At 70.5% G+C, this 12,619-nt stretch carries 12 protein-coding genes; 4 read left to right on the top strand and 8 right to left on the bottom strand.

Annotated features, from left to right (window positions below):
- Nucleotides 1–21: 21 nt before the first annotated feature.
- From ACIQNG_RS18675 to ACIQNG_RS18640, 8 genes are read right to left on the bottom strand one after another with little or no spacing between them, the layout of a single operon-like run.
- Nucleotides 22–147 (bottom strand): hypothetical protein, encoded by a 126-nt coding sequence (locus ACIQNG_RS18675; RefSeq protein ID WP_401486194.1) that lies wholly within the window; start codon nt 145–147, stop codon nt 22–24.
- Complete coding sequence (locus ACIQNG_RS18670; RefSeq protein WP_401486192.1) at nt 144–1,028, bottom strand: SMP-30/gluconolactonase/LRE family protein; 885 nt, start codon at nt 1,026–1,028, stop codon at nt 144–146. The genes ACIQNG_RS18675 and ACIQNG_RS18670 overlap by 4 nt, the downstream gene beginning before the upstream one ends.
- A gap of 42 nt (nt 1,029–1,070) precedes the next feature.
- The gene (locus ACIQNG_RS18665; protein ID WP_401486190.1) at nt 1,071–2,036 is read right to left on the bottom strand and encodes a sugar kinase; all 966 of its coding nucleotides are present in this window, start codon (nt 2,034–2,036) and stop codon (nt 1,071–1,073) included.
- Nucleotides 2,033–2,647 carry a bifunctional 4-hydroxy-2-oxoglutarate aldolase/2-dehydro-3-deoxy-phosphogluconate aldolase gene (locus tag ACIQNG_RS18660; RefSeq protein ID WP_401486189.1) on the bottom strand — a complete coding sequence of 205 codons (615 nt, stop codon included), beginning with the start codon at nt 2,645–2,647 and terminating at the stop codon, nt 2,033–2,035. Before ACIQNG_RS18660 ends, ACIQNG_RS18665 begins: the two co-directional genes overlap by 4 nt.
- Nucleotides 2,644–3,489: a hypothetical protein gene (locus ACIQNG_RS18655; protein ID WP_401486187.1), complete on the bottom strand. Its 846-nt coding sequence runs from the start codon at nt 3,487–3,489 to the stop codon at nt 2,644–2,646. The genes ACIQNG_RS18660 and ACIQNG_RS18655 overlap by 4 nt, the downstream gene beginning before the upstream one ends.
- Complete coding sequence (gene dgoD, locus ACIQNG_RS18650; protein WP_401424969.1) at nt 3,483–4,628, bottom strand: galactonate dehydratase; 1,146 nt, start codon at nt 4,626–4,628, stop codon at nt 3,483–3,485. Before dgoD ends, ACIQNG_RS18655 begins: the two co-directional genes overlap by 7 nt.
- A complete protein-coding gene (locus ACIQNG_RS18645) occupies nt 4,625–5,341 on the bottom strand; it encodes a FadR/GntR family transcriptional regulator (protein WP_401486185.1) in 717 nt (238 codons plus the stop codon). The genes dgoD and ACIQNG_RS18645 overlap by 4 nt, the downstream gene beginning before the upstream one ends.
- Before the next feature lie 58 nt (nt 5,342–5,399).
- Nucleotides 5,400–6,167 carry an SDR family NAD(P)-dependent oxidoreductase gene (locus ACIQNG_RS18640; protein WP_401424965.1) on the bottom strand — a complete coding sequence of 256 codons (768 nt, stop codon included), beginning with the start codon at nt 6,165–6,167 and terminating at the stop codon, nt 5,400–5,402.
- 271 nt (nt 6,168–6,438) lie between these two features.
- Here ACIQNG_RS18640 and ACIQNG_RS18635 point away from each other — a divergent pair, with 271 nt between their 5' ends.
- The 4 genes from ACIQNG_RS18635 (at nt 6,439) to ACIQNG_RS18620 (ending at nt 12,509) form a co-directional block, all read left to right on the top strand.
- Entirely contained in the window at nt 6,439–7,482 is a 1,044-nt protein-coding gene (locus ACIQNG_RS18635) for a substrate-binding domain-containing protein (RefSeq protein WP_401486183.1), read from the top strand.
- Nucleotides 7,483–7,589: 107 nt separating this feature from the next.
- A complete protein-coding gene (locus tag ACIQNG_RS18630; protein ID WP_401486181.1) occupies nt 7,590–9,185 on the top strand; it encodes a sugar ABC transporter ATP-binding protein in 1,596 nt (531 codons plus the stop codon).
- Entirely contained in the window at nt 9,182–10,216 is a 1,035-nt protein-coding gene (locus ACIQNG_RS18625) for an ABC transporter permease (protein ID WP_401424956.1), read from the top strand. Before ACIQNG_RS18630 ends, ACIQNG_RS18625 begins: the two co-directional genes overlap by 4 nt.
- Before the next feature lie 112 nt (nt 10,217–10,328).
- Nucleotides 10,329–12,509: an NPCBM/NEW2 domain-containing protein gene (locus ACIQNG_RS18620; RefSeq protein ID WP_401486178.1), complete on the top strand. Its 2,181-nt coding sequence runs from the start codon at nt 10,329–10,331 to the stop codon at nt 12,507–12,509.
- Nucleotides 12,510–12,619 lie beyond the last annotated feature (110 nt).

The raw sequence follows: 12,619 nt of genomic DNA, 5'->3' as shown, positions 1-12,619 counted from the left end.
CACCGCGTTGACCAGGCCCGCCTACGTCGGCTTGGCGTCGAGGGGGTCGACGGCGATCACGTCGGCCGCCTTGACGTCGACGTCCTCGGACACCTGCCCGTCCGAACACCGCTCGGCGTAGGGGAACATGCCGGGGCACTCGTTCACGACGTCCCGGTTGCATCGTCGTAGGCGCGGGCTGGCGGCGCTGCGGCGTCGACGGGGAGGTGGAGGACCGATCCGGCGATGCCGGGGTCGCCTGTCATGGCGTGGCGGGCTGTGGTGACCAGCAGGCTGCCGCCGTGTGGCGGGAGGCAGACCGATGTGGGCTGCGGGGTGGGCAGGGACACCGTCGTGAGCAGTGTGCCGTCCGGTGTGTAGCGGTGGACGGTGCCGTGGCCCCAGACCGCGACCCACAGGTGGCCGTCGGTGTCGACGGTCATGCCGTCCGGGGAGCCGCCGGACGCGGTGCGGGTGAACTCGTCGCGGGCCGTGATGTTCCCGTCGGTGTCGAGAGCGCAGCGGTGGATGACACCGGCCGCGCTGTCGGCGAGGTAGAGCTGACGGCCGTCGGGGGTGAACGCGGGCCCGTTGACGATGGTGAGGCCGTCGAGGACCTGGTGGACGGAGCCGTCGCGATCGGTGCGGTAGAGGGATCCCGCGCCGGGGGTGGCGTCGTAGGGCATGCTGCCGGCCCAGAATCTGCCGTGGGGGTCGCAGGCACCGTCGTTCATCCGGGTGGGGGCGGGGGTGTGGTCCTCGGGGCGGGCCAGCCACTCGGTGTGTCCGTCGGGGGCGATGAGGGCGATGCCGGTCCCTGCGGCGGCGATCCAGTGGCCCGGGCGTCCGTGAACGGGGGCGACGGCGCCGAGCGGGACGTCCAGGCGCAGCAGTTCACGCACGGCGCAGGGGGCGGGACCGGGGGCTTCGAGGAGGCGTCCCGTGAGGATGTCGACGAAGACCAGCCGCCCGTCGACCCAGCGGGCGCCTTCGCCCAGTTCGTGGTCGCCGTGGGCCCAGATGCCCGCCGGGGGGTGGTCCTGGTGCATGGGGACTCCTTGGTGGGTCGGCGCGGGGTCGCCCTCGGCGGGTCAGCGCAGGGTCGTGCCGGCGGGGCTGTCGAACAGTGCGAGGTCGGCTCGGGTGGGGAGACCTTCCCAGTCGCCCCGGGTGGTGACGGCGAACGCGCCGGTGGTGGTGGCGCGGTGCAGTCGCTCGTGGACGCCGAGCCCGTCGAGGAAGCCGGAGAGGTAGCCGGCGACGAACGCGTCACCGGCGCCGATCACATCTCTGACGGGCACCGGCCGGACCGGGGAACTGACTGTCCCGCCGGGGGTGGTGACGCTCGCTCCGTCGCCGCCGCGGGTGACCACCACCTCGCTGCGGCCTTGGGCGAGCAGGGCCCCGACGGCTTCCTCTTCGCCGAGTGACGGGTCGTCCTGGACCAGGTGCAGCTCATCGGCGGAGGCCACCAGGATGTCGGCCGTGCGGGCCAGCGGCAGCAGTGCCTCGCGCGCCTGCCCGGCCGGCCAGAGGCGTGCCCGGTAGTTGACGTCGAGGCAGACGAGGGTCCCGAGTTCCCGGGCGCGGGTGGCGGCTGCGCGTGCGGCGTGTGCGGCCGAGGAGCTGAGCGCGGGGGTGATTCCGGTCAGGTGCAGGATGCGCACCCCGGGCCTGAGTGCGGGAAGGACGTCGTCGGGCCGGACCGACGAGCCGGCCGATCCGCTGCGGTAGTAGCGGACCTTGGCGAGGTCGCCGATCCCGTCCTCGCGCACCAGGAGACCAGTGGGCCGTCCGTCGGTGTCCGTGCGGGCGTGGCTGACGTCGACCTGTTCGGCGCGCAGGGTGCGCAGGACCAGGGCGCCGAACTCGTCGTCGCCGAGGCACCCGGCCCAGGTGACGCGGTGGCCGAGCCGGGACAGCCCGATGGCCACATTGGCCTCGGCGCCGGCTACGGACAGCTCCATGGCCGGGGCGAGCCTGATCGGGCCGGTGGCCCGCAGGGCGGCCATGGCCTCTCCGACGGTGACGATCTCGATTCCGGAGGCGGTGGTCATAGGGTCGCTGCCTCGGCGAGGGACGAGCGCCACTGCGCGGCTCGGGCGCGTAGTGCTGTGAGGTCTCCGCCGTCGGCGGCATCGCCGATCAAGGGTGCCCCGGCGCCGACGGCGACGGCCCCGGCGTCGAGGTACGCGCGCGCGGCAGCGGCGTCGATGCCTCCGACGGGGAGGAGGGGGACGTCGGGGAACGGGGCGCGCAGCGTCGTCAGGTAGGCGGGGCCGCCGAGGGAGGCGGGGAAGAGTTTGACGGCGAGGGCTCCGTGGCTGGTGGCGGAGATGATCTCGGTGGGTGTCATGGCGCCCATCAGCACGGGCAGTCGGGTCCCCAGGCCCTCGACCACGCCTGGTGTGACGAGGAAGCCGGCTCCCGCGTCGGCCGCGCGGGCGGCTTGGCCGGGTGTCAGGACGGTGCCGGCGCCGAGGAGGGCGTCGGGGCCGAGTTCACGGCGGGCCTGTTCGATCACCCACAGGGCGTCGGTGGTCGTGAGGGGCACCTCGGTCGCGGTGAGGCCCTCTTCCGCGAGGGTGAGCACGGTGCGCAGCGCGGCGGCACGGTCACGTCCCCGCACGATGGCGAGGGTGTGGTGGGGCAGTCGGGTCAGTTTCATGGGGTGCTTTCGTGAGGTGTGGCGCGTGTGGCGGTGACGTGCAGCTCCCAGCACAGTTCGCCGCCGCGGGGAACGACGGCGGCTTCGCCCTCTCCCGCCTCGGCGAGATCGAAGACAGCGCCGAGCATGGGTTCGACGCCGATACTGCGGTAGGGGGCGGCGGCCGGGTAGCCGCCGAGGTTGCGCCACAGCCCGATCGAGACGGGGACATCGGCGCCGGTGTGGAGGGTCAGACGGAGTGTGTCCGGACCGTCGGTGATCCTCACGTCCGAGCACCTGGTGAGCACGGCGCCGGCGGCGGTGCCGTCGGCGGGCCCGAAGCGGTCCAGGGCGAGACCGTACGGAGCGGGCCACGGTCCGGTCAGGTGCGGGGCATGGTCCGGCCAGGGCCTGTCGATCAGGTGGGCGGCCTCCGGGAAGATCCGGGTGGGCGTGCCCGCAGGCGCGTGGAGCCGGGCGCCGGCGCCGAGGTCGAGCAGTGCGTGGGCGGCCCACAGAAAGCGGTAGCCAGGGTCCGCGGACAGCCGGTACCGGGCGTGTACGGCGCCTGCGCGGTGGTCGATGCTCCGGTGCAGGACGAAGTCGGGGGTTTCCACCACGTCCGAGTCGCCTGCCCGCCGCCAGGGGCGGGACCAGGCGTCTCCGTGGTCGGGCAGGCCGCGGACGGTGGGGACGCACTCCTCCAGGCCGCCCGCGTCGACAAAGCTGTCACCGGGTCTGACGGTGTGACGGGCGGGGTCCGGCCGGTGCCAGAGCCATTCCCGGCCGGCGGCGGTGAGGGAGGTCCACCGGCCGCCGAGTCCGGCGTCGGTCTCGGCGGTGAGCGGGACGTGGTTCACCATTCCGCGAACGACCCGTCGCTGTGGTGCCAGACGGGATTGCGCCAGCGGTGCCCGGTCGCGGCGGCGTGCCGTACGGCGTTCTCGTCGATGTCGATGCCGAGACCGGGCCCGGTGGGCCGGTCGGCATGGCCGTCGGTGAAGCGGAACGGCGTCGGGTCGAGCAGATAGTCCAGCAGTTCGTTCCCCTTGTTGTAGTGGATGCCGAGACTCTGCTCCTGGATGAGGAAGTTCGGCGTGGCGAAGCCGATCTGCAGGGATGCCGCGAGTGCGATCGGTCCGAGCGGGCAGTGCGGAGCCATGGACACGTCGTGCATCTCGGCGAGAGCGGCGATACGGCGGACCTCGGAGATGCCGCCGGCATGGGACAGGTCGGGCTGGGCGACGGCGATGCCGGTGCTCAGCACGTCACGGAAGTCCCAGCGCGAGTAGAGCCGTTCCCCCAGCGCCAGGGGGAGGGAGGTGGAGTCGACCAACTGCCGTAGATCGCGGGCGTTCTCCGGGAGGACGGGTTCCTCCACGAACAGCGGGTGCAGCGGCTCCAGCAGGGGCAGCAGCCGACGGGACATCGCGGTCGACATCCGGCCGTGGAAGTCGACCGCCACGTCGTGGTCGGGCCCGAGCACCTCGCGTACGGCGGCCACCCGGTCGATGACGGCCTGGGTCTGCGCGGGGGTGTCGATGGCGCGCATCTGGGCGGAGCCGTTCATCTTGACGGCGGTGAATCCGGCGTCGAGCTGTTCACGGGCGAGTTCGGCGACGTGATCGGGGCTGTCCCCGCCGATCCACGCGTACACCCGCAGCCGGTCGCGCACCGGGCCGCCGAGCAGTTGGTGCACAGGAACGCCGTACGTCTTGCCGGCGATGTCCCACAGGGCCTGGTCGATACCGGCGACAGCGCTGGAGAGGACGGGGCCGCCCCGGTAGAAGCCCCCCTTGGTGAGAACCTGCCAGTGGTACTCGATACGCAGGGGGTCCTCGCCGACCAGGTAGTCGGCCAGTTCGTGGACGGCGGCGCGGACCGTCTCGGCTCGGCCTTCGACGACCGGTTCGCCCCAGCCGGTGATGCCCTCGTCGGTGGCGACGCGCAGGAAGAGCCAGCGCGGTGCGACGAGAAAGGTCTCCAGAGATGTGATCTTCATGCGTGGTGTCCCCGGTCCGGGTCGTGGATCAGGTCGTCGACATCGGCGGTGGCCTGGGCGAGCAGGTGCTGCACGGCGCGTTCGGCGGCATCCGGGTTCCGGTCGCGTACGGCGTCCAGCACGGCGCGGTGCGCGGGTACGGGGTCGGCCCACTGGTCGGCGCTGTGGACGAGGTGGTCGCGGACCCGCAACCCGGCCTCGATCACCACCTCCATACGGGTCAGCAGTTCGTTGTGCGCGGCGGCGAGCAGGGACGCGTGGAAGGCGAGGTCCGCCTCGACCGAGGCGTGCGTGTCGGTTCCGGCCTCCACCATGAGGCGCAACGCGTCGGCCAGGGCGGCGAGATCGGCGTCGTCGCGGCGCTGTGCGGCCAGCCGTGCGGCGGCCGGCTCCACGATCGAGCGGACCTCACCGAGGTTGGTGAGGAAGTTCTCGTCCTCGGCGCTCGCGCCCTGCCAGCGCAGCAGGTCGCTGTCGAGGAGGTTCCAGTCGGCGCGGGGGCGGACGAACGTTCCGCGCTTCTGCCGGGAGTCGATCAGGCCCTTCGAGGCCAGCACGCGCAGCGCTTCGCGGAGCACGGTCTTGCTGACGCCGAGTTCCTGCTCCAGCCGGTCCGGGTGGAGCGAGTCGCCGGGAGCGTGCGTTCCGGCGATGATCCGCTGCCCGATGATGTCGAAGATCTGCTGGTGCAGGTTGCGTGTCGGCTGATTCATGGCCGGCTCCCCCCTCTTGGACCCGGCCGGCATGACGGCGGGGTGATCTTCGTACGTGTCATGAGGAATCCTTGACGACGGACCAACCACCGTCCACCACAAGGGTGGTGCCGGTGACGTAGGAGGCGTCGGAGGAGGCGAGGAACGCGACCGCGGCGGCGACCTCCTCCGGGGTACCGAACCGCTTCGCCACCGTCGCGGCCACGCTGTCGGCCCGCCGCGCTTCGGCCACCCGCTCCCAGGCGGCCGTCATGATCGGGCCCGGCACGACGGTGTTGACACGAACCTGCGGTCCGTACTCGACCGCGAGCTGACGGCCCATCGAGCACAGTGCGCCCTTCGCCGCCGCGTAGGCGGGATGGCCGGGGAGCCCGATCAGGGCGTGTACCGAGGAGGTGAGCACGACGGCGCCCTCGCTGTCGCGCAGCGCCGCGGCGAAGCTCCGGATCCCCAGCCAGGCGGCCTTCAGCGTGACGTCCAACTGGCCGTCCCACTCCGCCTCGGTCAGTTCGTGCGCGGGCTTGACGACCACCGCGTAGGCGTTGGAGTGGAGCACGTCCAGCCGGCCGTAGTGCGTCTCGACGTGCCGGGCGAGGCCGTCCCACATCGACGCGGACGTCACATCACCGTGCCGGTACTCGGCCGAGCCACCCGACTCCGTGATGGCCGCGACGGTCGCTCGGCCTGCCTCGTCGGCGATGTCGACGGCGATCACCGACGCTCCCTCGTCGGCCAGGCGCCTTGCTGCCGCGGCGCCTATGCCCGTGGCCGCGCCGGTGATCACCGCTACGTGGCCCTCGAATCTGCGGCCCGTCCTCTTCGTCATGCCGCACACCGTACCCGTAGGCATTAATTATGCAAACATCTTGACAGGGGGGCCTCCGCGCTCACAGGATCACCGGCCAGGACCACCGTGGGTCGCCTCGGTGCACGGCACGGCTGTGCGCCGCCGTCCGGCCCCAGGTCCTCGCTCACGTCGGATCGATGCCGCGTCCGAACCCCACGAGGCACCGGCCATGCCTGCCGGGCGCAGCCGCTGCCGGCACCACCTCCCCTTCTCCCCTCCCGTGCACATCCCTTCATCCTCTGGAGCCGCAATGGTCAGCACCCCGCACCGCCGAACCCTGGCCGCCTCGATCGGACTGCTGCTCACGCTGGGTGTGAGCACGGCATGCTCGTCCGGCAAGGAGAAGACCACGCAGGACACCGTCGGCAAGGCCGACGGCAAGATCTCGATCACCTATCTGCAGAAGCAGGGTGACCAGGAGTACTTCGTCGCCGAGGCGGCCGGCGCCAAGGCGAAGGCAGCGGAACTCGGGATCGGCCTCAAGGTGGTCAACCTCGGCAACGACGCCAACAAGACGGTCTCCGAGGTGCAGTCCGCCATCGCGCAGAAGACCAGCGGACTCGTCATCGTCGTCCCCGACCCGGCCGTCGGCCCCCAGATCGCCCAGATCGCGAAGGACGCCAAGGTCCCCTTGCTGACCTCGGACGACCAGATCTGCACCTCCGGCCCCGACCCCGTTGAGTGCGACGCCAAGGATCTGGTGCCCCGGATCGGCTTCAGCGGCGAGCAGATGGGCGCCGAGGTCGGCAAGCGCGCCGCCGAGGAGTTCAAGAAGGCCGGCTTCGACGCGGCGGACACCCGTGTGATCTCCGCCTGGAAGCAGGACGTCACCGTCTGCGGCGACCGGATCAACGCGGCGAAGAAGGCATTCACCGCCGCCGTCCCCGGCGTCAAGACCATCGACGTCCCCACCGACAACACTCCGACCGGCGCACAGGACAAGATCGCCGCCACGGTCACCGCCAACGCGAAGGTCAAGAACTGGGTCGTGTGGGGCTGCAACGACGAGAACGTCATGGGCGGCGTCACCGCACTGCAGAACGCCGGCATCAAGCCCGCGAACGTCGTCGGCGTCGGGCTGGGCGCCTACCTCGCCTGCAAGGAATGGCAGACCGACAAGCCCTCCGGCATGAAGGCCGCGCTGTTCATCAATGGCAAGGACGTCGGCGCGCTGGCCGTCCAGACCATGTACGACAAGCTCAAGAACGGCAAGGACTTCCCGCGGGAGGCATTCGCCCCCACCGCCATGGTCGACCGCACCGACTGGAAGTCCAGCGGCCTCAGGTGCAACTGAAGCGCATCGGCGGGCGGCTCCCCGCGGAGCCGCCGACCGACTGCCCCGCCCCCGGCCGACGGGTGCCCATGACCACACGAGCACGACCCCTTCGAGGTAACCGACCCATGACCCATGTGCCCCACCCGACCGCACCCCCCGGCCCTTCCGACGAGCCGTCCGACGTCGCAGCGCGATCACACATGGTCGGCGTGGCCGGAGTCACCCAGCGTTTCGGCGCCGTTCAGGCGCTCAGCGCCGTGACGCTGGACTTCCCGGCCGGTCAGGTCACCGCCCTCATGGGGGAGAACGGCGCCGGGAAGTCCACCCTGCTGAAGATCCTCACCGGCGACCATCAGCCGACCGAGGGGCGGGTGCTGATCGACGGGGAGAGCGTCTCGCTCTCCTCCCCGGCGGACGCCCGCGCGGCGGGCATCCGGATCATTCCGCAAGAACCGGAGATCATCCCGCACATCACCGTCGCGGAGAACGTCTACGCCGGTGCCCTGCCCCGCAAGGCCGGCCGGCTGCTGGATCGCAGGGAACTGCGCCGCCGGATCACCGCCGACCTGGACCGGCTCGGCTTCGCCGAGGTTCTCGACCCCGGTCTGAGGGGCCACGAACTCACCCCGGCACAGCGCCAGTTGGTCGAGATCATGCGCGCACTGACGGGTGCGGTCCCGCCCAAGGCGATCGCGTTCGACGAACCGACCTCCTCCCTCTCGGAGCACGAGGTGGACGCCCTGTTCGCCCTCATCCGTCGACTGCGGGACCAGGGCATCGCCATCGTCTACGTCTCCCACCGCATGCAGGAGATCTTCCAGCTCGCGGACCGGATCGCCGTGCTCCGTGACGGGTGCCTCGCCGGGGTCCAGCAGGCGCGCACCACGAACGAGGGCGAACTGGTGCGGCTGATGGTCGGGCGTGACCTGGCCGGCATGTTCGTACGGCAGCGGGTGGCCACCGACCGGCTCGTCCTCGACGTCAAGAACCTCACCACCGACGACGTCACCGACATCGACCTGCGCGTGCATGCCGGAGAAATCGTCGGCCTGGCCGGTCTGATCGGCGCCGGGCGCTCCGAACTCGCCCTGGCCCTCGTCGGTGACCTGCCGGTCCGCAGCGGCAGCGCCACCCTCGACGGGGTGCCGCTGAGAAGTGGCCGCCCTCGCCGGGCCATCCGCGCCGGACTCGGACTCGCGCCGGAGGAACGCAAGGCCCAGGCCCTCTTCCTGCAGCAGACCATTCGCGAGAACACCTCCCTCGTCGTACTCGGCCGGCTGCGCCGATTCCGCTTCGTGCGCAGAAGCGCCGAACGAGAACTCGCCCAGCGCTTCACCGACCGGCTGCGGGTGCGCACCCCTTCCATCGACCACGAGGTCCGCAAACTGTCCGGAGGCAACCAGCAGAAGGTCGTCCTGGCCCGCTGGCTGGCCCGCAAGCCGAAGGTCCTGATCCTCGACGAGCCGACCCGCGGCATCGACGTCGGCGCGAAGGCCGAGATCTACCAGATCATCGCCGACCTCGCCGCCGAGGGCGTCGCCGTCCTCGTCATCTCCTCCGAACTCCCCGAACTCCTCGGCCTCGCCGACCGCATCGTCGTGATGCAGAGCGGCCGGATCACAGGCGAACTCGCCCACCACGAAGCCACCGAGGAATCCCTCCTCGCCCTTGCCATGGCCGGCGACCTCGCCGGCACCAGCGCCCCCGGAGCCACCTCATGACCCTCACCAGCGCCCCCTCCCCGGACGTGAAGGTCCCCACCGACGGCGCCGGAAGCCGCAGGTCGAAGCTGCTGGCCTCGATCGGCGGGCAGAACATCAGCCTGATCGGCGCCCTGGTCCTCGTGCTCGCCCTGTTCGGCATCCTCAACGACAACTACCTCAGCTGGTCGAACATGCAGGTGATCTCCGAGGCGGCGACCATCACCGGCCTGCTCGCCATCGTGCAGACCGTCGTCATCATCTGCGCCGGGCTCGACATCTCCGTCGGCTCCCAGGCCGGGGTCGCCTCCGTCGTCTCCGCCATGGTCTTCACCACCACCGGCTCCAACGCCCTCGCCGGCATGGCCGGCGCCGTCGGGGTCGGACTGGCCATCGGCGTCGTCAACGGCCTGGTCATCGTCTACGGCCGGGTCAATCCCACCATCGCCACCCTCGCCGGACTCGCCGCCTACAAGGGCCTCGCCCAGCTCCTGTCCGACGGCCGCGCCCAGGGCTACGTCCTCAACGACGACGTCTTCGTCTTCCTCGGCCGCGGCAAGATCGCCGGACTCCCCGTCATGGTCTGGATCCTCATCCTCACCGCCGCCGCCGTCCACGTCCTGCTCAAGTACACGGACATCGGCCGCAATCTCTACGCCATCGGAGGCAACGACACCGCCGCCCGCCTCGCCGGCATCAGCATCAACAAATACCTCATCGCCGTCTACGCCCTCATCGGCACCGTCGCCGCCGTCGCCGGCATCCTGCTGACCGCCCGCACCGGCTCCGGCCAGCCCGTCTCCGGAAGCGAAGGTCTCGAACTCAAGGCCATCACCGCCGCCGCCCTCGGCGGAGCCGCCCTCAAGGGCGGCAAGGGCGGCATCGGCGGCACCCTCCTCGCCGTCGCCCTCCTCGGCGCCCTGGAGAACGGCCTCACCGTCCAGGGCATCAACTCCTTCTGGCAGAACGTCGCACAAGGCGCCCTCCTCGTCGCCGCCGTCGTCATCCAGCAACGCCGCAACGGCGAGCGCCCCATCGGCCTCCCCGCCTGACGAACCAAACACCAGCCATCCACCCCATCCGGTCCGCCCCGCACCGCCTCAGACCCCAAGGAGACCAGCCATGTTCACCCCAGCGACTCCACTTCCCCCCTCCCCACGGTCAGTGTCTCCGCCTCGTTCCCGGCTGCTGACGATCCTCTCGGCCGCGGCGCTCACCGCCACCGCCGTCAGTGCCACCGCGACCTTCGGACAGTCCCCGGCCGTAGCCGCTCCGCAGCCCGGGGTGGCGACCACCCCTACGATGGGCTGGAACACCTGGTACACCTACGGCTGCAACATCGACGAAGCCAAGATCAAGGCTGCCGCGGATGCCATCGCGTCCGGCGGAATGAAGGACGCCGGCTATGAGTACATCGGCGTCGACGACTGCTGGTCGGCAGGCAGGGACGCCGGCGGCAACATCAAGGCCGACCCCGCCAAGTTCCCCAGCGGCATGAAGGCCCTCGGCGACTACATCCACAGCAAGGGCCTGAAGTTCGGCCTCTACGCCGCGCCCTTGCGGAAGACGTGCGCGGACTTCGAAGGAAGTCTGGGCCGGGAGCAGCAGGACGCCAACACGTTCGCTTCCTGGGGCGTTGATCTGCTCAAGTACGACTGGTGCGACCGGGACAACACCGCTCCCAAGGATCTCGCATACGTGCAGCAGCGGTTCGCTGTCATGCGGGACGCGCTCAAGGCCACCGGCCGCCCCATCGTGTACAACATCAATCCGAACTCGTTCCTGCCCGCCACCCACTCCATCGCGCACGACTTCGGCGACTTTGGACACAGCACACGAGCCGGCGAGGACCTCACGACCGACTGGCGCAGAGGGGTCGCGGTGCCGGGGTCAAGCCACCTGGGAACGCTGGACCTCATCGACGCGGCCTCCCACCAGGTCTTCCGCAGCGCGCCTGACAGATGGGTCGACTGGGACTACGTCCAGGCCGGCATCAACGAAAGCCGGCCCGTCAACGAAGACCGCGCCCAGTTCACCCTGTGGGCCTTCAGCGGCGGCCCGCTGTATTTCGCCGACGACCCCACCACCATGAAGGCCGGCACCAAGTCCATCCTGACCAACGCCGACATCATCGCGGTCAACCAGAGCTGGGGTGGCTCCGCCGGACGCCGAGTCGCCCGAACAGGAAACGCTGACGTATGGGCCAAGCCGCTTGCGAACGGTGACATCGCCGTGGCGCTCCTCAACCGCGGTGACAGCCCTCTCGGCATCACCACGTCCGCGGCGCAGGCGGGTCTGGGCGGCTCCACCTCGTACCACCTCAAGAACCTGTGGAGCGGCGTCACCTCCACCACGACAGGGAACATCTCCGCCACCGTTCCCGCACGTGACGTCGTCGCCTTCCGGATCAGCCGAACCGGATCTCTGGCCGCAGGGCCTCTCGGCGCAGGAGTCCACCAGCTCAGCTCCCTGAAGCCCCTCGACGCGGTCAACGGCCGGGGCCCGGTCGAACTCAACACCACCAACGGCGGTCCGGCCGCGGGTGATGGCACGCCTCTCACCATCGGAGGCACCGTCTACCCCACGGGCCTGGGCACCCATGCCAACGCCAACGTGAACTACTGGCTCGGCGGCTCCTGCTCACAGTTCTCCGCCAAGGTGGGAATCGACGACGACGCGAGAGGGAAGGGAAGCGCCCAATTCGGTGTCTACGGCGATGGTCGCCTTCTCGCCTACACGGACACGAAGACGGGCGGACAGGCACCCACTCTCCTCAACGTCCCCACCGCAGGGGTGAAGGTCCTTGAACTGCGCGCACTCAGCCCGGTCGACGGTGTCGCCGACGGCACCGACTCCGACCACGCGGACTGGGCGGATGCCAAGGTGACCTGTACCGGTACAGCGAAGGGATCAGGGTCCTTCTCCTCCGACCGCACCTGGGCCGCGCAGACCAACGGCTGGGGCCCGGTGGAACGCGACCGGTCCAACAACGACATCACCGCGACGGACGGCCTGCGGATCAAGGTCAGCGGGGTCTCCTACCCCAAGGGCATCGGCGCGCACGCCAACTCCGAGATCACCATCGACCAGGTCGGCTGCACCCGCTTCACCGCCGTCGGCGCCGTCGACGCCGAAGTAGGGGACCACGGCAGCGTTCAGTTCAAGATCCTCGGCGACGGCGGCACCCCCCTTTACACCAGCCCCACCGTCACCCCGAACAAGCCCGCGTTCATCGACGTCGACACCACTGGCCACAGCCGGATCCGCCTCGTCGCCACCAACGCCGGCGACAACGGCAACTCCGACCATGCCGACTGGGCGGGCGCCGTCCACACCTGCCCATAGTTCTTCGGCGCCCGAGCACCACAGCAGGCAGACCGCTCTGAGGCGGTCTGCCTGCATGTTCTTGATCCTCGACCGAACCCGTGCCGGACCCGCCCGCCGGGTGGCCGCAA

The organism is Streptomyces sp. NPDC091377, assembly GCF_044757045.1.
Classification (GTDB): domain Bacteria; phylum Actinomycetota; class Actinomycetes; order Streptomycetales; family Streptomycetaceae; genus Streptomyces.
This window is presented reverse-complemented; position numbering and strand designations above follow the sequence as displayed.